Annotated in this window: 20 protein-coding genes; 7 read left to right on the top strand and 13 right to left on the bottom strand. The window is 61.0% G+C overall.

Annotation, left to right across the window (positions count from 1 at the left end; all coding sequences use genetic code 11):
• Positions 1–103: 103 nt before the first annotated feature.
• From U862_RS0111875 to U862_RS0111865, 3 genes are all read right to left on the bottom strand, one after another.
• Positions 104–973 (bottom strand): DUF6279 family lipoprotein, encoded by an 870-nt coding sequence (locus tag U862_RS0111875; RefSeq protein WP_025110597.1) that lies wholly within the window; start codon positions 971–973, stop codon positions 104–106.
• 71 nt (positions 974–1,044) lie between these two features.
• Positions 1,045–1,761 carry a TorF family putative porin gene (locus tag U862_RS0111870; RefSeq protein WP_025110596.1) on the bottom strand — a complete coding sequence of 239 codons (717 nt, stop codon included), beginning with the start codon at positions 1,759–1,761 and terminating at the stop codon, positions 1,045–1,047.
• A 204-nt stretch (positions 1,762–1,965) separates the two neighbouring features.
• Positions 1,966–2,154, bottom strand: coding sequence for a hypothetical protein (locus tag U862_RS0111865; protein WP_016985943.1), 189 nt, complete (start codon positions 2,152–2,154; stop codon positions 1,966–1,968).
• Positions 2,155–2,504: 350 nt separating this feature from the next.
• Between U862_RS0111865 and U862_RS0111860 the strand changes: the two genes are divergently transcribed.
• The 3 genes from U862_RS0111860 (at position 2,505) to U862_RS0111850 (ending at position 4,964) form a co-directional block, all read left to right on the top strand.
• Positions 2,505–3,341 (top strand): S1 RNA-binding domain-containing protein, encoded by an 837-nt coding sequence (locus U862_RS0111860; RefSeq protein WP_025110595.1) that lies wholly within the window; start codon positions 2,505–2,507, stop codon positions 3,339–3,341.
• A gap of 45 nt (positions 3,342–3,386) precedes the next feature.
• On the top strand, positions 3,387–3,779 hold the full coding sequence (locus U862_RS0111855; RefSeq protein ID WP_029977628.1) for a DUF2177 family protein: 393 nt from the start codon (positions 3,387–3,389) through the stop codon (positions 3,777–3,779).
• Between the two features lie 252 nt (positions 3,780–4,031).
• Positions 4,032–4,964 carry a DMT family transporter gene (locus U862_RS0111850; protein ID WP_025110594.1) on the top strand — a complete coding sequence of 311 codons (933 nt, stop codon included), beginning with the start codon at positions 4,032–4,034 and terminating at the stop codon, positions 4,962–4,964.
• On the opposite strand, the gene U862_RS0111845 is transcribed toward U862_RS0111850, so the two are convergent.
• Positions 4,909–6,090 (bottom strand): MFS transporter, encoded by a 1,182-nt coding sequence (locus tag U862_RS0111845; RefSeq protein ID WP_029977627.1) that lies wholly within the window; start codon positions 6,088–6,090, stop codon positions 4,909–4,911. The genes U862_RS0111850 and U862_RS0111845 overlap by 56 nt on opposite strands.
• Positions 6,091–6,194: 104 nt before the next feature.
• Here U862_RS0111845 and U862_RS0111840 point away from each other — a divergent pair, with 104 nt between their 5' ends.
• Together U862_RS0111840 and U862_RS31150 are read left to right on the top strand one after the other, a co-directional pair.
• Positions 6,195–7,088: a LysR family transcriptional regulator gene (locus U862_RS0111840; RefSeq protein WP_025110593.1), complete on the top strand. Its 894-nt coding sequence runs from the start codon at positions 6,195–6,197 to the stop codon at positions 7,086–7,088.
• Between the two features lie 142 nt (positions 7,089–7,230).
• Positions 7,231–7,359, top strand: a complete 129-nt coding sequence (locus U862_RS31150; protein WP_003184145.1) for a PA1414 family protein — start codon at positions 7,231–7,233, stop codon at positions 7,357–7,359.
• A 196-nt stretch (positions 7,360–7,555) separates the two neighbouring features.
• On the opposite strand, the gene U862_RS0111830 is transcribed toward U862_RS31150, so the two are convergent.
• The 6 genes from U862_RS0111830 to speB form a co-directional block, all read right to left on the bottom strand.
• Entirely contained in the window at positions 7,556–7,804 is a 249-nt protein-coding gene (locus U862_RS0111830; RefSeq protein WP_025110592.1) for a hypothetical protein, read from the bottom strand.
• 42 nt (positions 7,805–7,846) lie between these two features.
• A complete protein-coding gene (locus U862_RS0111825; protein WP_025110591.1) occupies positions 7,847–8,572 on the bottom strand; it encodes an MBL fold metallo-hydrolase in 726 nt (241 codons plus the stop codon).
• Positions 8,573–8,840: 268 nt separating this feature from the next.
• Positions 8,841–10,220, bottom strand: coding sequence for a sodium:solute symporter (locus tag U862_RS0111820; protein ID WP_025110590.1), 1,380 nt, complete (start codon positions 10,218–10,220; stop codon positions 8,841–8,843).
• Positions 10,221–10,378: 158 nt separating this feature from the next.
• Complete coding sequence (locus U862_RS0111815; RefSeq protein WP_025110589.1) at positions 10,379–11,890, bottom strand: cytosine permease; 1,512 nt, start codon at positions 11,888–11,890, stop codon at positions 10,379–10,381.
• A 311-nt stretch (positions 11,891–12,201) separates the two neighbouring features.
• Positions 12,202–12,633, bottom strand: coding sequence for a nuclear transport factor 2 family protein (locus tag U862_RS0111810; protein ID WP_025110588.1), 432 nt, complete (start codon positions 12,631–12,633; stop codon positions 12,202–12,204).
• A gap of 10 nt (positions 12,634–12,643) precedes the next feature.
• Positions 12,644–13,594: an agmatinase gene (speB, locus tag U862_RS0111805; RefSeq protein ID WP_003222717.1), complete on the bottom strand. Its 951-nt coding sequence runs from the start codon at positions 13,592–13,594 to the stop codon at positions 12,644–12,646.
• Between the two features lie 340 nt (positions 13,595–13,934).
• On the opposite strand from speB, the gene U862_RS0111800 reads away from it, so the two are divergent.
• Both U862_RS0111800 and U862_RS0111795 read left to right on the top strand, forming a co-directional pair.
• Positions 13,935–14,828: a LysR family transcriptional regulator gene (locus U862_RS0111800; protein WP_007956593.1), complete on the top strand. Its 894-nt coding sequence runs from the start codon at positions 13,935–13,937 to the stop codon at positions 14,826–14,828.
• A gap of 4 nt (positions 14,829–14,832) precedes the next feature.
• The gene (locus U862_RS0111795; RefSeq protein WP_025110587.1) at positions 14,833–15,429 is read left to right on the top strand and encodes a tRNA-uridine aminocarboxypropyltransferase; all 597 of its coding nucleotides are present in this window, start codon (positions 14,833–14,835) and stop codon (positions 15,427–15,429) included.
• Positions 15,430–15,577: 148 nt separating this feature from the next.
• Here the strand turns inward: U862_RS0111795 and U862_RS0111790 are convergent, their stop codons facing one another.
• The 3 genes from U862_RS0111790 to U862_RS0111780 form a co-directional block, all read right to left on the bottom strand.
• Entirely contained in the window at positions 15,578–16,939 is a 1,362-nt protein-coding gene (locus U862_RS0111790; RefSeq protein WP_025110586.1) for an HlyD family type I secretion periplasmic adaptor subunit, read from the bottom strand.
• Positions 16,940–16,948: 9 nt separating this feature from the next.
• Positions 16,949–19,108 (bottom strand): type I secretion system permease/ATPase, encoded by a 2,160-nt coding sequence (locus tag U862_RS0111785; RefSeq protein ID WP_025110585.1) that lies wholly within the window; start codon positions 19,106–19,108, stop codon positions 16,949–16,951.
• A gap of 165 nt (positions 19,109–19,273) precedes the next feature.
• The gene (locus tag U862_RS0111780; protein ID WP_025110584.1) at positions 19,274–20,638 is read right to left on the bottom strand and encodes a TolC family outer membrane protein; all 1,365 of its coding nucleotides are present in this window, start codon (positions 20,636–20,638) and stop codon (positions 19,274–19,276) included.
• Between the last annotated feature and the right edge of the window lie 89 nt (positions 20,639–20,727).

The raw sequence follows: 20,727 nt of genomic DNA, 5'->3' as shown, positions 1-20,727 counted from the left end.
GGGAGCGGGCGTGCTCGAGAATGCGGTGCATCAGACACATTAATGGTGAATGACCCAGCGCCTTCGCGAGCAAGCCCGCTGCCACATTGGACTGGCATCTTGTTTAAGGTTTTTGCGCAGCCTTGAGGCACTTCAGATCATTGAAGTCCTTGCGTACCCCCTCGATCTTCTTCAACAACCGCTGCCGTTGCTGCGGCGTGCTCTGCGCCATCAGATCAACCGCCAGCGCACGCGCCTGGGCTTCGGTGTTGGCGTAGGCCTTTTGATAGTCCGGTGTCCATAAACGCTCGCGATTGACCAGAAGCGTCTCGATCCGTTGTGGGAATTCGGGACTTTTACGCTGGGCAACGGCCGCGCTGAATTGCTGCTGCCAGTGCGCGCGGTTGGCGATCCACTGGGTGTTCTGATCGCCCAGCGCGGTTGACCAGGCCATCACCCGTTGCTCCTGGGTGACGCTCAATGGGCCGAGCCAATCGGTCAGGCGCTTGTCCATGCGTGCGCCGCGTTCGGCGATCTGCTGGGCCAGTGGCGGTTTGACGTATTCCTGCTGACGCTTGCGCAGATCCTTGGCAAAGGCGTCGTTCATTTCAGCGACCTGTTTGTCGTCCAGCCCTTGCAACAATTCGATGGCCGATGGCGTGATCTGGCGCGCGGTGTCTGCGATGGCCTTTTTGGCCTCCACGGTGCGTGCTTGCAGTGCGGCGTCGGTCACCTGATTGGTTTCAACCATGCCCTGCAAGCGATCCAGCCAGTCGAGGTAACCCGGCAACTGCGTGGTGCAGTGCCAGTTGAGGTGTTCCTTGAGACGTTCGTTGAACCAGTCCTTTTGCTCGCCGTTCATGTCCAGGTAGTCGCCGAGCGTCCACGGGATAATCACGTCGAGATTGCGATAGGCCAGGCCGACGCGGCTGCAGGCGCCGAGGGCGAGGGTGAAGATCAGCAGGGTGGCGAGGTGTTTGAACCAGCGAGACATGAGCGGATCCTTGCGAAAGCCTGGCGTCTGATTCTTATGTGAACGCAGGATGCTCCCGGCAGTTCAGCCGATCAATAGAACGCGCGTGCGGCCTTGAGTGTGACCAGCCCGTCGCACTCGCTGTTGTGTCCGGAGTAGGCCGAGCAAGCGCTGCCGCTGAGGCTGGAGTTGCTGTAGATCAGGTCGAGGTCGATGCCCATGAATGGCCGGGAAAGTTTCACCGACCAATCGGTAAAACTGCTGACGTAGCCACCGTCCACCGAGACCGGCGAGTTCAGCTGATGGGTGGTGTATTTCATGCTGATTCCGATGCCGAACGGCTGGTTGCCGCCAAGGTCGGCGAACAGCGTGTTGTTCTGTTTATCCGGATCATTGCTGAACGCTACGCCAAAGCGACTGCCGAGCAGGGTCAGACCGCCGAACAGCTCCTGGCTGTCGAGGGTGTCTACCTTGGGATAGCTGTAGTGGATCATCCCGACTTCGTAGCCGAGGGTCTGATCGAAAGGTTGTTTAAAGCCGACGTAGGAATCGATTTCGAGGTTTTTGCCGGGAGTGATGCCCATGCTGGGCGCGTATTGGCCGACATACAGGCCACTGTCGTGGCTGAGGTCGAGGCCGCCGTGGAAGGAGCCGACTGCGGACGGCTTGACCAGTCCCTGGGCCATGCTGCGGCTGGGGGTGGTGCCGAGTTTGAGGTCGAAGTCGCCGAGCTCGCGCTGGAAAATCTGCGCGTGCGCCGATGAGCAGGCCAGCAGGCCTACAAACAATAAACAGATGGATTTGAGCATGCGTCACTCCATGAACAGCGAGCGCAGGACGTCGGGCCTGCTGAAACGCTTGATCTAGACGCGTGAAAGGATACCGGCGAATCATCGGGGTCGATGGCCGTTCGTCGATTTTTGCGGATTAATTAAACAGAAAGGGTGTGGCGCGGGTGCCAGTCCAGACGCTTCGAAGCTCAAAGCGTCTCAGGACGGGTGTATTACCGGGTATTACTTCTTGCCCAGGCTGATCTGCTTGGACGGGCCGAACGTCTGGCCGCTGACGCCTTTGGCAATTTGCTGGATTTCGCCGCCGGACTTGAGGAACGCTGCGATCTGATCGTTGATCGATTCGCTGGTTTCAACGGCTGGAGCTGGCTTTGCTTTGCTGGTGGATGCTTTTACACGCATGGCGGCCATTAACCTGTAGAAAAGTAACTCGGCCAGGCATCGTACAGGAATCACTTGACAATTGCTTGATAAATATCCCCGGGAATAACCAAGTGCGTGGGTGGATTATTCTCGATTAATTATCCGAAATATCCCCCTAAGCTACTGTTTTAAATAAGAACATTTATTTGTCGTAACTGAAATTATCTCGAATGAAACGGCGCAGCAGGCCGTGCGTTGGCCAGACGAATGGCGAGTCGCCCGTGCCAACCCGAGGAAAATCAAGGCGTCCCGACGATTTTCTTGAACCGGGTGCTCGGTCAGCGAACGAAACGGGCAAAACCGGGTAGAATGCCGCCACGCAATGAGGGTTTTGGAAAATGGCTTTAGTCGGGCGTTACAACAGTTTGCAAGTGGTTAAACACACTAACTTCGGTTTATATCTGGACGGCGGTGCCGACGGCGAAATTCTTTTGCCCAACCGTTATATCCCTAAAGATATTCCCAGCGAAGATGAAGACTGGCTCAACGTTTTTATTTATCTGGACAGTGAAGACAAACTTCTCGCCACCACTGAAAAACCAAAAGTTCAGGTCGGTGAATTTGCCAGCCTGAAAGTAGTTGAAGTCAACAGCATTGGCGTGTTCCTCGATTGGGGCCTGCCGAAAGATCTGTTGCTGCCGTACTCCGAAGAAAAGCGCCAGATGACCGCGGGCGAATACTGTGTGGTGCACGTCTACCTCGACAAGCACACGCGCCGCATCACCGCCACTGCACGTCTGGATCGCTACCTCGACAAGACCCCGGCCAACTACAGTGCCGGGCAGGAAGTTGACCTGCTGGTTGCCGAAGCCACCGACATGGGCTTCAAGGCGATCATCAACAACAAGCACTGGGGCCTGATCCACAAGAATGAAATCTTCAAGTTCATGCGTTCCGGCATGAGTGAGAAGGGGTTCATCAAGGAAGTACGCGCCGATGGCAAGATCAGCCTCAGCCTGCAACCGGTTGGCCAGGAAGCGGCGAGCAGCCTGAGTTCGAAGATCCTCGCCAAACTGCGCGATAACAACGGCACGCTGGCGGTCAGTGACAAGAGCGATCCGGCCCTGATCAGCAGCCTGTTCGGGGTCAGCAAGGGCAACTTCAAGAAGGCCATTGGTTCGCTGTACAAGGACGGCAAGATCGTCATTCACGCCGATCGCATTGAACTAACCTGAGCCCTGCGGAGCCCATGTTGTATGGGTTCACTTGAGGTCGGGCAGATGAAAAAAGCACTGATTGCCTACGGCGCCACCCTGGTGGCGTTTCTTCTGCTCGATGGCCTCTGGCTTGGCCTGTTGATGGCGCCGACCTACCGCGAACTGCTCGGTTCGCTGATGCTCGAAAAACCGCTGCTGTTACCGGCAGCGGTTTTTTATTGCCTGTACGTTTTTGGTTGCGTGCAATTTGTGGTGTTGCCGGCGCTGAGCTGGCAACGCGCGGCGCGCATGGGGGCGTTGTTGGGGCTGGTGGCGTACGGCACGTATGACCTGACCAATTGGGCGACGTTGCGTGGCTGGTCGGTGCAGGTGAGTTTGATGGATTGGGCGTGGGGGACGTTTGCCACGGCTGTTGCCTGCTCGGTCGGTTTTCTAGCAGCGAAGCGATTTATGTAGTCAGCCCCGTAATTTTTGTTGTTTTGACCGACGCCTTCGCGAGCAAGCCCGCTCCCACAGGGGCATGCGGTCTACTGCGGGAGCGAGCCTGCTCGCGAATGGCGGCACAGCCGACAGCCATTCACCGCTGACGCAACAGACAAACTAAATGTCTTTTCCAGACGGCTTTTTCTGCCCGGCTGATTGATAATCCCCGACACCGATTTTTGACCATTGGATGGCTGCCATGTTGTGTGTGTTCGAGGTGTTGCGGTGAGTGTCGAGCGGCGCAATGCCGACGGTTTTGCCTTGCAGGTAATGATCGGCCTGTGCCTGATCTGGGGCGTGCAGCAAGTGATGATCAAGTGGGCCGCGCCGGACATCGCGCCAGTGATGCAGGCGGCCGGTCGCTCGGGGATTTCCGCGTTACTGGTCGGCCTGTTGCTGTGCTGGAAGGGTGGCTGGGATCAGGTGGGCAATACCTGGCGCGGAGGTTTGCTGGCCGGCGCACTGTTTGGCCTGGAGTTCTTCTTCATCGCCGAAGGCCTGCAACTGACCACGGCCGCGCACATGTCGGTGTTCCTCTACACCGCGCCGATATTCACTGCACTCGGCGTGCACTTTCTGCTGGCCAGCGAACGCCTGCGGCCGCTGCAGTGGATGGGGATTCTGCTGGCATTCATTGGTATCGCCATTGCCTTCGCCGGCGGTGTGTCGTGGGACAACCTCGACCGGCGCATGCTGCTGGGTGATGCGTTCGGGGTATTGGCCGGCGCCTGCTGGGGCGCGACCACCGTGGTGGTGCGCGCTTCGCGGCTGTCGGAAGCACCGGTGACGTTGACCCTGTTCTATCAGTTGATCGTCGGCTTCGTCGGCCTGTTGTTGATTGCGTTGTTCAGCGGCCAGATCACTCACGTCAGCCTGACCACCGTGGCGGTTGCCAGCGTGTTGTTCCAGGGCCTGGTGGTGTCGTTCTTCAGTTACCTGACCTGGTTCTGGTTGCTGCGGCGTTATCTGGCGGCCAATCTGGCGGTGTTTTCGTTCATGACGCCGTTGTTTGGCGTCACCTTCGGTGTGGTATTGCTCGGTGAACAACTGAGCGCGAACTTCGTCATCGGCGCGGTGCTGGTGTTGCTCGGCATCACTTTTGTCAGTGCTGAGCAGTGGGTGCGTCGGCGTTTGCGCAAAGCGCTCGGTCAGCAGTAGATGCTTGCAGGGCCAACCCGCCGGCAATCAGCAAACCGCTGCCGGCGATTACCAGTGCCGGTTGCAGGCCACCGCTGAAATGGCTGCTCAGCGCCGCCAGCAACGGACCGCTGAGCTGGCCGACGGCGAAGCACGCGGTCAGCAGGCCGGCGTTGCGTTGGGTGGCGTGCGGCGCCAGTTCCCGCGAACGTTGCATCACCAGTTGCATGCAGGCCAGGAACGGCATGCCGCACAACATCACGCCCAGCGCCAGGCCATAACCGCTGCCCAATAGACAGGCAAAGACCCCAAGCGCCTGTAGCCACAAGGTTGCCGTCAGCCAGTGGCGCGTGGTGTTCGGGTCGTGGCGACGCAGGCTCACCAGCAGCACACCAACCGCGGCGCCGAGGCCGAAGCAAGGCCAGAACAGGTCGGCCTGCCATTGTCCGTGAAACTGCGCATTGGCCATTTGCGAGAGAAACGTGGCCGGAATGATGTAACCCACACCGTAGAGTGCATACACCGCTGCCAGTCGCGGGATGCCGCGATTCGAGTGACTGACATTGAGCGTGGTGGCCGGCGTGTGAATGCCCGGTTGCGGCAGGATCCGTACGATCCCCAGCAACATCAGCAGCGCCACGGCGGCGTAAATCAGCCACAGCGTGGCCGACGTCTGATTCAGCAGGTGTGAGACCAGCGCCAGCAACCCTGTCAGAAAAATTCCCAGCCCCGGCCCGGCAAATACCAGCGCGCCCAGCCGTGGCCGACCCGCCGCAGCCGCCAGTGGCTGGCTCAGTGCAGTAATCATCACCAGCACCCAGGCACTCGCCAACCCGGTGCCAAAGCGCAGCAACAAATGCGACCAGAAGCCGTTGGCCCAGAACGATGCGAGGGTCAGCAGCACACACAGCCACAAGCCACCGTGCAAACGGCGCTGCACTTGCTGCGGACGATGGGCGAACATTGCGTCCACCGCGCCGAGCAGGTAGCCGAGGTAGTTGGCCGCCGCGATCAGACCGGCGGCGGTCAGGTCGACCTGGCCTTCGCTGAGCAGGTGCGGCATTTGCGGGGTGAGGGCGAAGCGCCCGATGCCCATGGCCATCATCAGGGCGACGAAACAGGCGGATAAGCGAATCAGTGGCGACATGGTCTGGATTCCTTTGAAGGAGCAATGACCGTCAGGCTAGAACCGATTGACTTTCTTTAAAATTGAATAATAGTGAGTAACTTGTTCTGTTCTGGAGAATGTTTGTGGAGTTCAGCCAATTGCGGATCTTTCAGGCGGTGGCCGAGGAAGGTTCGATCACCCGCGCCGCCGAGCGTCTGCACCGGGTGCCGTCCAACCTGTCGACCCGGCTCAAGCAGCTGGAAGAGCAATTGGGTGTCGAACTGTTCGTCCGCGAGCGTCAGCGTTTGCAGCTGTCGCCTGCGGGAAAAGTCCTGCTGGACTACACCGGCAAACTGTTCGCCCTGCGCGATCAGGCCAGTGCGGCGGTGATGGGCGGGCAACCGGCGGGGGATTTTGTCCTCGGCACGCTGTACAGCACGGCGGCGATCCATTTGCCGGCGTTGCTGGCGCGCTATCACAAGCAATACCCGGCGGTGAACCTGCAAGTGCAGTCGGGGCCTAGCGGTGAGTTGCTCGAAGGTCTGGTGTCCGGGCGCCTCGATGCGGCGTTGGTGGACGGCCCTCCACAGTTGGCGGGCATTGACGGCGTGCCGCTGTGCGACGAGCGTCTGGTGCTGATCAGCGAGGCCGATCACCCGCCGATCCGCAGCGCCAAGGAGGTCGAGGGCAGGGCGGTGTTCACCTTTCGCCATGGCTGCGCTTATCGCGCACGGCTGGAGGCGTGGTTTGTTCATTACCAGGCGGCGATGGGCCGGGCGATGGAGATCGAGTCCTATCAGGGCATGCTCGCCTGTGTGATTGCCGGCAGCGGCGTGGCGCTGATGTCGGAGTCGATGCTTGCCAGTTTGCCGGGGCGCGAGAGCGTTGCGGTGCACCCGTTGGCCGAGCCGTTCGCCAGTGCGACAACGTGGCTCATGTGGCGCAAGGGCATGGTCGGGGCCAACCTCAATGCCTGGATTGAACAGCAGCAGGCGCTCTATCCCGTGGCATCGGATGAACCCCGGCAGGCGGGGTGAACCAACCGATCGGAATTCTGTTCAATTCAGTAACAGATCATTGCGGATTTGGCCGAGCATTGCGTAGGACTTCGGACTATTATCAGTGCGAAGCGGCCTCAGAATTCCGGTCGCTCAGCACTACCCTGAAGGGGGCATGACGATGAAAGAGAAAATTCAGAACTGGCTACACGATTTGGGTGTTGCCCTCGGCTTGATCGAACCGCCTCTGCAACCCGTACCAATCCGCACCGATGACGAACAGCGCCGGCGCCAGCCGCGTCGCCGTTAAGCCAAAAAGCACCGGGCTATTTGTGGCGAGGGCGCTTGCTCCCGTTGGGCTGCGAAGCGGCGCCAAAACCATTCGGCCCGGTTGTATATGATCAATCGCATGTTCTGTGTTTGCGGCTGTTGCGCAGCCGAGCGGGAGCAAGCTCCCTCGCCACAGGGTTTCATCTCATCCCGATAGATGTGTTTGGCACTGCCTCTCAGTGGCGTCCGATCTCAATCAGAAACCTGCTCAAGTCATTCGCCGTTTTCGCGGTCTTGAGCATGTGATCCTCTTCGGCGGTGAATGCCGTCAGTCCGAATTCATCTTCCAGATGGAAGATCAGGTCTTCGATATCCGCCGTTTCCAGCCCTAATTGCACCAGACTGGTGTGGTCGTTGAATTCGCGGGTTTCCAGCAGGCGCCGGATGTAGCGGTGTACCGCGGCACGCACGGCGGCTCTTCTCATGGCAGATATATTCGTCGTTGTTTTGACTGATTACAGCAGGCCTCAAGCGTGGCCGCGCAACCATTCGTCAATCATCGAGCGCAAATGCCCACCGGAAAAACTGCCGAAGTGCCCGCCATGCACCGTGCGGATCGGCAATGCCTGCAAGCGCCGCAGACTGGTGGCGTAATCTTGCAGATTGGAGTGGTAAGCGTCTTCGATCAGCGGCCCGTCGTAGATGATGTCGCCGCTGAACAAGGTTTCGCTGGCCGCCTCATACAGGCTGATCCCGCCCGGCGAATGTCCCGGCGTGTGCAGCACTTGCAGCGTGCGATTACCCAGATCGAGCACGTCGCCGTCCTCGACAAACCCGGTAGCCGGCGCGGCCTTGACCCGGTATTCGGCGTAGCACAACGGGCAGTCCGGATGTGCTTCGAACATGTCGTCACCGACGAAGGCCCGGCTCAAGTCGTTCTCGCCATCCGGCGCGGCAAGAATATCCGCCTCGGCGCGATGCACCAGGCGTTCGGCGAATTCGTGATGCCCGGCGATGTGGTCGAAGTGGCAATGACTGGCGACGGCCACCAGCGGCCGTTCGGTGAGCCACGGCAACTGTTCGCGCAGGCTGACCAGCCCCGAGCCGCTGTCGAGCAGCAGGTCTTTGTCGCGGCCCTGCACATGCCACAGGTTGCAGCGGTAGAACGGGCGGATGTACGGCTCGTGAATCAGCCGGATGCCGTCGCTCAGGTTTTGCACTTCAAACCATTGATCGCGCGAAACGATCTTCATAAGGCCTTTTCTCCAGACGAAAAAAACGGGTGTGGCAAGTGGGCGTGTCCTCCCTTATTTCCTGCACCGCGCCGGATCTGATGTCGTGCAGGGCAAGGCGCGAGGAGCGTAGTTTGGTTTTTCCAAATAAGCTCCGAGCAACGCAGCCCTGCACGACATCCGCTCCGGCCCTCCGGGTTGTGCCTAAAAGCGAGCCGGTGCAGTAAATAAGGGAGGACACGCCCGCGCCACACCCGTCGAAGAAAGCATCAAGTCGTTACATCAAAGCTTAGATCGCGCTCGCCATCGTCGCAGGACGGCGTGAGAAAAGGCTGACCACCACAAAACTGATCAGGCCCACAGCCAGGCTGTAGTAGATCGGGGTGTTGGCGTCCAGACCGTCCTTGAACATGAACAGCAGCGCGGTAGCAAAGCCCAGGCCCATGCTGGCGATGGCGCCGGCGGTGGTCGCACGTTTCCAGAAGATCGCACCGATCAGCGGGATCAGCATGCCGCCTACCAGCAGGTTGTAAGCGAGGGTCAGGGCGCTGATCACGTCATTCACCACCAGGGCGATACCCAGCACGACGACACCGGTGAGCAAAGTAAACAAGCGGTTGATGGCCAGGCTCGATTGCTTGCCGCCACGCAGTTTCGGCAGCAGGTCTTCAGTCAGGGTGGTGGCGGCGGCGAGCAGGCCGGCGCTGGCAGTGGACATCATGGCTGCCAGAGCAGCGGCGATCACCAGGCCACGGATGCCGTCCGGCAGCGACAGTTTGACGATGGCGGCGAAGGCGTTGTTGACGTTGTCCAGATCGGGGATCAGCACGTGCGCGGCCATACCGATCAGTGCGCAGGCCAGGCCATAGACGATGCAGTAGATGCCCGCGATGCTGCCGGCGTACTGGGCGACTTTGGCGGTCTTGACGGTGAACACCCGTTGCCAGATGTCCTGACCGATCAGGATGCCAAAGAAGTAGATCATGAAGTAGGTGATGATCGTGTCCCAGCCGATGGTGGTGAAGCTGAAGGCGGTCGCCGGCAGTTTCAGCACCAACTCGTCCCAGCCGCCAACGCGGTACAGGCAGATCGGCAACAGGATGAACATCAGGCCCACGGTCTTGATAATGAACTGGACGATGTCGGTCAGGGTCAGCGACCACATGCCGCCGATGGCCGAGTAGATCACCACCACACCACCGCCGAGCAATACCGAGACCCAGAATGGCAGACCGAACAGCACTTGCAGCACGGTGCCGATAGCGAGGATCGAGGTCACGCCGATCATCAGTGCGTAGGCCAGCATGATCGCCGCGCTCGCCGAGCGGGCCATCGGGTTGTAGCGTTTTTCCAGAACCTGGGTAACGGTGTAGATCTTCAGTTTCAGCAGCGGTTTGGCGAGGAAAAGGTTCAGCGCGACGATGCCGCTACCCAGTGCCGCGCACAGCCAGAAGCCGGAGATGCCGTGGACGTAGCCCAGACGTACGGTGCCGACGGTGGACGCACCACCGAGCACGGTCGCGGCCATGGTGCCCATGTACAGGCTCGGGCCCAGATTACGTCCGGCGACCAGAAAGTCCTCGTTGGTCTTGGCCTTGCGCATGCCGAAGTAGCCGAGCAAGAGCATGCCGGCGGCGTAGATGAGGACGACGAATAAATCCAAAGCCATGATGGCGTGTCTCCGATTGTCTTTTTTATGTGAGGCTGAATTCGATTTGCCCTTGTGGGAGCGGGCTTGCTCGCGATGGCGTAGGCACATTCAAACGTGATGTGACTGACAGATCGCTTTCGCGAGCAAGCCCGCTCCCACAGAAGGTGTGTGTTTCTTCAGGCCGCCTGGCGCAGTGCCGATTTGGCCGGTGCTGACGCGCCTTGGCTGCGCGCATCCTGCGGGCCGAACACTTCCCGCGGTTCCGGGAACAGGCTCAGCAACGTCAGGTACACCACCGACGCCAGGCCCAGCGTCACCGGCAAACTGATGTCGATACCGCCGGCCATTTCACCCAGCGGGCCAACGAACTGCCCCGGCAGATTGACGAAGCACAGGCCGACCGCTGCGCTCGGAATCCACGCACCCAGACCACGCCAGTTCCAGCCGTGGCTGAACCAGTAGCGTCCGCCCTGTTCGCCGCGAGTGAACACTTGCAGGTCATCCGGGCAATAGAAGCCGCGACGCACCAGCAGACCGATGATCATGATCACCATCCATGGCGTGGTGCAGGTGATGATCAGCACGGCGAAGGTCGACACGCTCTGCACCAGGTTGGCCGCGAAGCGTCCGATGAAGATGAAGGCAATCGACAGCACGCCGATCAGCAGCGTTGCCTTGACCCGCGACAGCACCCGCGGGAACACGCTGGACATGTCCAGCCCGGTGCCATACAGCGAGGTGGTGCCGGTGGACATGCCGCCGATCACCGCAATCAGGCACACCGGCAGGAAGAACCAGCTCGGCGACACCGCCAACAAGCCGCCCACGTAGTTGTTGGCCGCGATGTAGTCCGGCGCCTTGATCGCGACGATGGTCGCGGTGGCCAGGCCGAACAGGAACGGGATGAACGTGGCGATCTGCGACAGCACCACCGCTGCCATGATCCGCTGCTTGGACGTGTCACGCGGGATGTAGCGTGACCAGTCGCCGAGGAACGCACCGAAGGAAATCGGGTTGCTCATCGCGACCAGCGCCGCGCCGATGAACGCTGCCCAGAAGCCCGGCTGACCGAGGTTCACGGTACCGGCGTAGTTGACGTCGAACGGGCCGGCGAAGGCGAAGATGCCCAGCAGGAACAACAGGCTGGCGCTCCACACCGCGATCTTGTTCACCCACAGCAGGAAGCGGAAGCCGTAGATGCACACGGTCAGTACCAGAATCGCGAACAGACCGTAGGCCAGGCCCAGGGTCAGGTCGGTTTCCGGCAGACCGATCAGGCGTTTCGCACCACCGATCAGCGCATCCCCCGAACTCCACACCGAGAGCGAGAAAAACGCGATAGCGGTCAACAGCGACAGGAACGAACCGACGATCCGCCCGTGCACGCCAAAGTGTGCGCCAGACGACACGGCATTGTTGGTGCCGTTGATCGGACCGAACAGGCCCATCGGTGCGAGGATCAGCGAGCCGAGCAGCACGCCCGACACAATCGCCCAGACGCCGGCCTGAAAAGACAGACCGAACAGCACCGGGAAACTGCCGAGCACGGCGGTGGCAAAGGTATTCGAACCACCGAAGATCATCCGGAACAGATCCGTCGGGCCTGCGGTGCGTTCGTTGTCCGGGATCTGCTCGACCCCGTGAGTTTCAATTTGCGTAAGGCTTTGGTCGTTGTTGTTGTTATTCATGATCTGCTCCGATCATAAAGGCGCGCTCATCGTGCGTGAGCGTCACCTGTCTTGGATAGGGTCTGCTGACGTTGGGTGGCGAACCGCGTTGCTGCGCCAAAGTGCGCGAGGCAAGGCGCGGGATGCCGCCCATGGTTGTTCCCTTGGCAAATCCCGCAACGCAGCCTCGCGCACTTTGGCGCGCAACCCGAAGGGACGGGACCCATTTGGCGCAGGGCTGCGTTGCTCGGAACTTATTTGGAACAACCAAACTGCGTTCCTCGCGCCTTGCCCTGCGCCAAATGGGTCTCCGTCGCGGTCGTCACCCAACGTCAGCAGACCCTAGGGGATGGCAGCCCTTCCGGCATTGCGGACAAATGTTCATGGCAGGCCAGCCAATGGCCTTGTTGTTCTAGGCTCGACGCTTGTTTCTTGAAAACAATCGTCTCGCGCTCCTGGCTGAAGTGTTGCTCCCCTTGCATGCGCAGCTCGGTGGCCACGTCATGGATAAACACCGCCACGTCACCCTGCAGGCTGACGAAGGCGTTGCTTGAGGTGCAGGAAAGCACCTCGAAGCCATCCTCGGCGCGCCAGCTGTCCCACAACGCCTGATAGGCATCGCGCGACAGCAGGGGCTGTTCGAGGGTGTAGAACACGAAGCTCGCATCGGCGCTGAACGCGCCGAAGTAAGCCTCGCGATCGTTGCGTGCGAAAGCCGACACCAGACCGGCGGCCGCCTTCAGAACCTGATCACGTTCGTTCATGACCGAACCCTCAGCGGTGGACCACGCCAGGCAGTACGCAGAGCATTTCGTACAGCAGGTTGGCGGCCAGCAGCGAGGTGTTGCCGGTGGTGTCATAAGCGGGCGAGACTTCTACCAGATCGCAGCCGATCAGGTCGAGGCCCTGGCAGCCACGGACGATTTCAATCGCCTGAATGGTCGTCAGACCTCCGATTTCCGGGGTGCCGGTGCCCGGCGCCCAGGCCGGGTCGATGCCGTCGATGTCAAAGCTCAGGTACACCGGGCCGCCGCCGACTTTTTCGCGCACTTCGGCCATTAGCGGTGCCAGCGACTTGTGCCAGCACTCTTCGGCTTGCACGACGCGGAAGCCCTGATCGCGGCTCCAGTTGAAGTCGTCAGCGGTATAGCCCTGCGCGCGCAGACCAATCTGCACCACGCGGTCGCAGTCCAGCAGACCTTCTTCGACGGCGCGACGGAAGGTCGTACCGTGAGCGATCTTCTCGCCGAACATGTGATCGTTGACGTCAGCGTGTGCATCGATGTGCACCAGACCGACCTTGCCGTGCTTTTTATGAATCGCCCGCAGGATCGGCAGGGTGATGGTGTGATCACCCCCCAAGGTCATCGGGATCACGTTGTGCTCAAGGATGTTGTCGTAGGCTTCTTCGATGATGCGCACGGCGTCGAGCAGGTTGAAGGTGTTGATCGCCACGTCACCGATGTCGGCGACCGACAGCGAGTCGAACGGGGCGGCGCCGGTGGCCATGTTGTACGGGCGGATCATCACCGATTCGGTGCGGATGTCGCGTGGCCCGAAGCGGGTGCCTGGGCGCAGCGAAGTACCGATGTCCAGAGGCACGCCAACGAAGGCAGCGTCCAGGCCGGCAGCGGTCGGTACATGGGGGAGTCGGAGCATGGTGGCGATGCCGCCGAAGCGCGGCATTTCGTTGCCGCCCAGTGGTTGGTGAAGAATCTTGTCCACGGGTAGGGCCTCATCGTCTTTGTTTTATTTATGTCGGCGCACCGTTCAACACAGGTTCGGACGCCGCTGTGGGGTCGATTCTGCGAAATGTAGTGGGGGGGAAGAATCGCTACGGGCAAATACTTAGTTCAGATTTTTCTAAACTAATGCCGAGGCTGGAGATAGACTCAGTGCTGTTCACCGGGGTGAACAGGATGCCCCTGTGGGAGCGGGCTTGCTCGCGAATACGGTGTGTCAGCATCATGGATGTCAACTGACACGACGCCTTCGCGAGCAAGCCCGCTCCCACAGGGAGGGTGTGTTTCCAGACGCACCGTGTGTTTCTTGTGATGGAGTAGACATGGCCAACGCTTTACCTGACCTGAAACTATTGCGCATCTTCGTCAGCGTCGTGCGGCATCAGGGCTTCGCCAATGCGCAGCAGGAACTCAACCTGTCGACCTCGGCGATCAGCACCTACATGAGCCAGCTCGAAGCGGCGCTCGGTCTGGTGTTGTGCCATCGCGGGCGGGGCGGGTTCAGCCTGACCAGCAAGGGTGAGCTGTTCCATCAGGAAACCCTGCGCCTGCTGGCCGAACTCGAAGGCTTCGAGCAGTACGCCGCCGCGCTCAAGGGTGAGCTGCGTGGCACGCTCAACCTTGGGGTGATCGACTCCACGGTCAGTGACAAGGCTTTGCCGTTCGCCGAAGCCATCGGCGCCTACAGTCAGGAACACCCGGCGGTGCATTTGCATCTTTCGGTGATGAGCCCGTATGAGCTGCAACTCGGCGTGCAGGACAACCGCCTCGATCTGGCCATCGGCGCGTTCTCGACGCGCATGAGCGGTCTGGTCTACATGCCGCTGTACCGCGAGCAGCACTGGCTGTATTGCAGCAGCCGGCACCCGTTGTTCAACGAGCGGCGGATTCCCGAGCAGGTCATCACCCAGCAGCGCATGGTCGGCCGGGGTTACTGGAGCCAGGCGGAACTGGCGCGGCACGGTTTCAAACACAGCGCGGCGACTGTGGAAAGTATGGAGGCGCAACTGATTCTGGTGCTGTCTGGCGCCTACATCGGTTACTTGCCGGAGCACTACGCTCAGGCCTGGGCCGACAAGGGTGACCTGCGCGTGTTGCTGCCGGCGACCTTCGGTTATCAGGCGCCGTTTTCGATGATCATGCGCCGGGGCCGCAGCCGCGAGCCGCTGATCCAGACTTTCCGTGACTTGCTCAAAGCACAGCTCAATCAGGCCTGAGAACATGTCCAGACCCCAATGCCCGCGCTGCCTGCGCCCACAAACCCATTGCCTGTGCCCGCTGATCCCGAGCCTCGACAGCCGCACCCGGGTGTTGCTGTTGCAGCACCCGAGCGAGGTCAATCACGCGCTGAACACGGCGCGACTGGCGGCGCTGGGTCTGACTAACGCCGAGCTGATCGTCGGTGAGGTATTCGAGGATCTGCCGGCGCTGCTCAGCCGACCGGGGTATCAGACGCGGTTGCTGTTTCCTGCCGACGATGCGCAGCCGATGCAGGCTTACAGCGAATCCGCTGAGCCGCTGCTGCTGGTGGTGCCGGATGGCACCTGGCGCAAGGCGCGCAAGATGCTCCATCTCAATCCGCTGCTGGCGGCGCTGCCCCGGGTGACGCTGGCCGAGGGCGGGGTGTCGCGGTATCGGTTGCGCAAGGCGCCGGGGCCGGGGGCGTTGTCGACCATCGAGGCGATCGTGCAGGCGCTGGAAACCCTCGAGGCGCCGACGACGTTTACGCCGTTGCTCAAGCCGTTCGAGGCGTTGATCGAGGGGCAGATTGCGGCGATGGGGGAGGAGGTTTTTCAGCGTAATCATGGGGACAGATAGTCGTTGCCTGAGCTGGCCTCTTCGCGAGCAGGCTCGCTCCCACATTTGATCGAAGGTGCGCACAAACGCTGTGTTCACCTCACATCCCCTTGTGGGAGCGAGCCTGCTCGCGAATGCGTCAGATCTATCTGTGCACTGTTCGCAGTGTCTACCGCTCGCGCATCGCCTCGGTCCGCGCCTTCAGCACCGGTTTCAGCAGATAATCCAGCACGCTTTTTTCCCCGGTAATAATGTCCACCGTCGCCACCATCCCCGGGATGATCAGCAGCGGTTTCACATCCCCGCCCAAATGGTTTTTATCGGTCCTGACCTGAATCAGATAGAAGCTGTTGCCCTTGTCATCGGTGATGGTGTCGGCGCCGATCAGCTCCAGTTTCGCGCTCAGCCCGCCGTAGATCGTGTAGTCATAGGCACTGAACTTGACCATGGCTTTCTGGCCCGGGTGCAGGAACGCAACGTCCTGCGGACGAACCTTGGCTTCGATCAGCAGGTTGTCTTCCAGCGGCACGATTTCCACCATGTCGCTGCCCGGCTGCACCACGCCGCCGATGGTGTTGACCTTGAGCTGCTTGATCACCCCGTGCACCGGCGAGGTCACGGTGGTGCGGCTGACGCGATCGTCGATTGCGATGCTCGAGGCGGTGATTTTCGACAGGTCGGTGCGCTTCTGATTGAGGTCCTTGGCGGCGTCGGAGCGGAAGGTCTGTTCCGATTCGTCGATCTTGCTCTTGATCTCGTTGATCGCCGATTCGGCACGGGGGATCGCCAGCGTCGTCGCGTTCAGCGAGCCACGAATCTCCACCGCGCTGCGCTTGAGCCGCAGGATTTCCACTGGCGATACCGCGCCGGTGCCGACCAGCGGCGCGGACATGTTCATCTCTTGCTGCAGCAGCGCCAGGCTGGAGCTGTACTGACCTTGTTTGGAGCGAAACTCCGCCAGCTCCTGCGTCTTCTGCCGCAGCTGTTCGGTGAGGGTGCGTTGCTCACTGGCCAGGCGCCGTTGGCGCTGGTCGTACAGCGCCCGTTCGTCTTCGGCGACCTGTGGTGCCTTGGCAACCACCTCGTCAGACAGCTTGAGCGGGCGCCCCTCGGCTTCGGCGGAGAGGCGTTCGACTTGCGCGGTCAGGGCGTAACGGTCGGCCTCGCTCTCACCCTTGTTCGACAGGAAGCGCGTGTCATCCAGGCGCAACAGCTTGTCGCCCTTGTTCACCATTTGCCCTTCACGCACAAAAATCTCGGTAACGATGCCGCCCTCAAGGTTCTGGATCACCTGGACCTTGCTCGATGGGATCGCCTTGCCTTCGCCCATGGTCACTTCTTCAAGCACCGCGAACTTGGCCCAGACCAGCGCACTGATCAACAGCGCCGCCGCCAGCCACACGGTGATCCGCGACCAGCGCGGCGAGTCCTGCAAGGACGCGCCGGCGGTTTCGGGCATGAACTCGGCTTCGGCGCTTTTGCCGAAACTGTCGAAGTAGCCGCGTGATTTGCCATCGGATGCAGCTGACATGGGCAACTCCTAGACCGCCGCCGAGCCGACACGGCCCTTGCGCAGTGCATCGATGACCGCTTCTTTCGGGCCGTCAGCGACGACCCGTCCGTTGTCCAGCACCAACAACCGATCCACCAGGCTCAGCATCGAGGTGCGATGGGTGACCAGCAGCAGCGTCTTGCCTTGCACCCAGCCGTGGAGCTTCTGGCGCAGCAGGTCTTCGCTGCTGTTGTCCATGGCGCTGGTGGGTTCGTCGAGCAGCATGATCGGCGGGTCGAGCAGCAGCGCCCGGGCCAGCAACACGGCCTGGCGTTGGCCGCCGGAGAGCAGTTGTCCGCGCTCGCCCACCGGGCGGTCGAAACCTTGCGGATGCTGGCGGGCCAGTTCGGTGACGCCGGTCAGTTCGGCGACCTCGAGCATGCGCGAATCGCTGATGTAGCGTGCACCGAGGGTCAGGTTGTCGCGCAGGCTGCCGGCCAGCAGCGGCAGGTCGTGGGCGACGTAACCGATCTGCTGGCGCAGGTCGGCGACATCCAGTTGTCGCAGGTCGAGGCCATCGAGCAGCAACTGGCCTTCTTCGGGTTCATAGAACCCCATCACCAGCCGCGCCAAAGTGCTTTTGCCCGAGCCGCTGCGGCCGATGATGCCGATCCGCTCGCCGGGTTTCATGCTGAAGCTGACGTTGCTCAACGCCGGCGCGTTCTGGCCGTTGTAGTGAAACGTCACGCCGCTGACGTCCAGCGCACCTTGCAATTGCGTGCGTTCCAGTGGCCGCTGCTTGCCGTCGCGCTCCTGCGGCAGGCCCATCAGCGCGTCGGTGCTTTTCATCGTCAGTTGCGCTTGCTGGTAGCGGGTGATCAGGCCAGCGATCTGCCCCAGCGGCGCGAGCACGCGGCTGCCGAGCATGTAGCTGGCGACCAGCGCACCGACGCTGAGGTTGCCGGCGATGATGCTGTAGACCCCGGCGACAATCGTCGCCATCCCGGAAAACTGCTGGATGAACAGCGTGCCGTTGGTCGCCAGCGCCGAGAGGTTGCGCGCATGGCTGTCGAGGCGGGTGAGCGCGCCGTGGGTGCTTTCCCACTTGTGCTGGCGCTCGCTTTCGGCGCTGCAGGCCTTGAGGGTTTCGAGGCCGCCGAGGGTTTCGATCAGCAACGCCTGACGTTCGGCGCCCAGGCTCAGGCTTTTTTGCACGGTGTCACGCAGGCGCACCTGAATGGCCAGGGCAAAAATGATCGTGATCGGAAACGCCAGCAGCGGAATCACCACCAGCCAGCCGCCGAGCAGGCCGATCACCACCAGCATCAACACCACGAAGGGCAGGTCGATCAGGCTGGTCAGGGTCACCGCCGTGAGGAATTCACGCAGGCCCTGAAAGTCATGAATGCTCTGGGCGAAACCACCGATGGTGGCTGGCCGTGCTTTCATCGCCATGCCGGTGATGCGTTCAAATAATGTCGCGGAAAGGATCACATCGGTTTTCTTGCCGGCGGTGTCGAGCAGGTGCGCACGCACCACCCGCAGCACCAGTTCGAAACCGGTGCCGATCAACAGGCCGATCGCCAATACCCACAGGGTCGAGGTGGCCTGATTGGGCACCACGCGGTCGTAAGTCTGCATGACGAACAGCGGCACCATCAGGCCCAGCAGATTGATCAGGAAACTGGCGAGGATCGCATCGCTGTACAGCCATTTCGACAGCTTCAGGGTGTCGCGAAACCAGGCATGGACCCGCGGCACCAGCGGTGAACGCAAGTCTTCGAGTTCGTGGCGCGGACGGGCGAACAAGGCCTGGCCGCTGTAGTGTTCGGCCAACTCTTCACGGCTGACCCATTGCTCGCCGCCATCGGCTTCGCTGGGCAGAATCAGCACCTTGCCGTCGTCGGCGAAACGCCGCAGCACAGCGGTACGCCCATCCTTGAGCAACAACAGAATCGGCAGATTCAGCGCTGAGACATCTTTCAGTTCACGCCGCAGCAAGCGCGCCTGCAGACCGGCCCGGGCCGCTGCACGGGGCAACAGGTCCAGGCTCAGGCGTTGCTTGTTCAGGGGCAGCCCGGCACTCAGGCTGGCGCGACTGACAGTCGCGCCGTGGAGTTTGCAGAGGATCAACAGACCGTCGAGTAACGGGTCATCGAAGCTCAACCGCGGATCGATCCCGGTGCTACCGGGTTCCATGCTGGTCATATTGATCGCCTCCGTAAGACTTGCCCAAAACCTGTGGCGAGGGAGCGTGCTCCCGTTGGGCTGCGCAGCAGCCCTGTGCAACTAACGGAATCGGCAGTGTGAGCGCTGCGCACTCGAGCGCGCCGGTGCGGCGATCCGACAAGCTCCCCCACCACAGCGTTTTGCTTACTTCAGTTCAGGCAGGCGCGCCTCGTTCTTCACCTCGGTCGCCGCGATCGCATCTGCCGGCAGCACCACCCGTTGCTTGCTCAGCAACTGGCCCATGTTTGCCAGCACGCGGTACATCGAATACTCCTCGGTATAGCGGATTTCGGTGTAGCGACGGTTGGCGTTGTAGAGCTCGTTTTCACTGTCGAGCAAGTCGAGCAGGGTGCGTTGGCCAAGGCCGAACTGATCCTGATAGGCCGCGCGCACACGTTTGGTGGTCTCGGCATATTCGCGGGCGGTCGGGGTCTGCTTCTTCGCGTTGACCATGGCGTTCCAGGCCAGGTGAATGTTCTCGTTCAACTGACGCAGGGCATTGTTGCGGATGTCCATTGCCTGGTTGATCTGGTGCGCATCGGACGCCAGACGGGCCTTGTCGCTGCCGCCGCGGAACAGGTTGTAGTTCATGATCACGCCGACGCGCCATTCGTTGTCGTGGCCTTCATCGCCTTGCACGTTGTTGTTCGCACCGACTGCCGCTTCGGCATCGAAGCGTGGGTAGAACGGCGACTTGGCAACTTCGTACTGGCTCTCGGCCGACTGCACGTCCGCCTGCGCGGATTTCAGGTAGGGGTTGTTCTCGACCATGCTCTGCTGGGCTTCCGGCAGGCTGGTGGGGATTTCGCCGCGGGTCGACGGTGGCGCTTCGAGTTCATCGGGCATGCGCCCGACCACGGCGTAGAAGTTCGATTCGGCGTCGGCCAGATCGACTTCAGCGGTGTCGAGGTTGTTCTGCGCCAGCGCCTTACGGGCGACCGACTGATCGGAGTCAGCGGTGCTGCCGATACCGCGCTGGGTACGCAGGCCGATCTGATCATTCACGCGCAAGTGCGCTTGCAGGTTGTTCTTGGCCAGGGTCACCAGTTCACGACGCTTGAGCACTTCGAGGTAAACCTCGATGGTGCGCAGGGCCAGATCCTGGGCGGTGCCTTGCGCGTAGTAGGCGCGCGAGTTGGACACGCCCTTGGTGCGTTCGACCTCGTTGGCGGTGTTGAAACCGTCGAAGATCATTTGCCGAAGGCGTAACTCGGACTGGGTGTAGTTGAGAATTTCGGTGTTGTGTCCGCTCGGCGTCAGCGAGCGGGTGTTGGTGTTGTCGCTGTAGCCACGCCCGTAGGCGGCATTCAGGTCGACGGAAGGATAGAAGCCACCCTTGGCCACCTTCACCTGCTCATCGGCCGACAGTTTGGCGTCGACTCGCGAGGCGAGTTCCGGGTGGGTGGCGATGGTGCTTTGAATCGCTTCGGTCAGGTTCATGGCCTGGGCTTGGGAAGTGCAAGCCATGGCCAGCAAAACCGCGCTGCAGAGGGGGGTTAAAACGCGCATGGGGTGCATCTCCCTGGTCCTGATGGTGTGTTACTGTCGCCAAATATTTGACGATATTTTGAGGTGTAAGCGTTTCACTCTTGTAACAA

Origin of the sequence: Pseudomonas sp. H1h (assembly GCF_000633255.1) — a bacterium.
Lineage (GTDB): Bacteria > Pseudomonadota > Gammaproteobacteria > Pseudomonadales > Pseudomonadaceae > Aquipseudomonas.
The sequence above is the reverse complement of the archived record's forward strand: the minus strand, read 5'-3'. Positions and strand labels throughout refer to the sequence as shown.

Coding starts and splice junctions, on each gene's coding strand:
- U862_RS0111875 (WP_025110597.1), bottom strand. CDS start 973: ATGTCTCGCTGGTTCAAACACCTCGCCACCCTGCTGATCTTCACCCTC.
- U862_RS0111870 (WP_025110596.1), bottom strand. CDS start 1,761: ATGCTCAAATCCATCTGTTTATTGTTTGTAGGCCTGCTGGCCTGCTCA.
- U862_RS0111865 (WP_016985943.1), bottom strand. CDS start 2,154: ATGGCCGCCATGCGTGTAAAAGCATCCACCAGCAAAGCAAAGCCAGCT.
- U862_RS0111860 (WP_025110595.1), top strand. CDS start 2,505: ATGGCTTTAGTCGGGCGTTACAACAGTTTGCAAGTGGTTAAACACACT.
- U862_RS0111855 (WP_029977628.1), top strand. CDS start 3,387: ATGAAAAAAGCACTGATTGCCTACGGCGCCACCCTGGTGGCGTTTCTT.
- U862_RS0111845 (WP_029977627.1), bottom strand. CDS start 6,090: ATGTCGCCACTGATTCGCTTATCCGCCTGTTTCGTCGCCCTGATGATG.
- U862_RS31150 (WP_003184145.1), top strand. CDS start 7,231: ATGAAAGAGAAAATTCAGAACTGGCTACACGATTTGGGTGTTGCCCTC.
- U862_RS0111830 (WP_025110592.1), bottom strand. CDS start 7,804: ATGAGAAGAGCCGCCGTGCGTGCCGCGGTACACCGCTACATCCGGCGC.
- U862_RS0111825 (WP_025110591.1), bottom strand. CDS start 8,572: ATGAAGATCGTTTCGCGCGATCAATGGTTTGAAGTGCAAAACCTGAGC.
- U862_RS0111820 (WP_025110590.1), bottom strand. CDS start 10,220: ATGGCTTTGGATTTATTCGTCGTCCTCATCTACGCCGCCGGCATGCTC.
- U862_RS0111815 (WP_025110589.1), bottom strand. CDS start 11,890: ATGAATAACAACAACAACGACCAAAGCCTTACGCAAATTGAAACTCAC.
- U862_RS0111810 (WP_025110588.1), bottom strand. CDS start 12,633: ATGAACGAACGTGATCAGGTTCTGAAGGCGGCCGCCGGTCTGGTGTCG.
- U862_RS0111800 (WP_007956593.1), top strand. CDS start 13,935: ATGGCCAACGCTTTACCTGACCTGAAACTATTGCGCATCTTCGTCAGC.
- U862_RS0111795 (WP_025110587.1), top strand. CDS start 14,833: ATGTCCAGACCCCAATGCCCGCGCTGCCTGCGCCCACAAACCCATTGC.
- U862_RS0111790 (WP_025110586.1), bottom strand. CDS start 16,939: ATGTCAGCTGCATCCGATGGCAAATCACGCGGCTACTTCGACAGTTTC.
- U862_RS0111785 (WP_025110585.1), bottom strand. CDS start 19,108: ATGACCAGCATGGAACCCGGTAGCACCGGGATCGATCCGCGGTTGAGC.
- U862_RS0111780 (WP_025110584.1), bottom strand. CDS start 20,638: ATGCGCGTTTTAACCCCCCTCTGCAGCGCGGTTTTGCTGGCCATGGCT.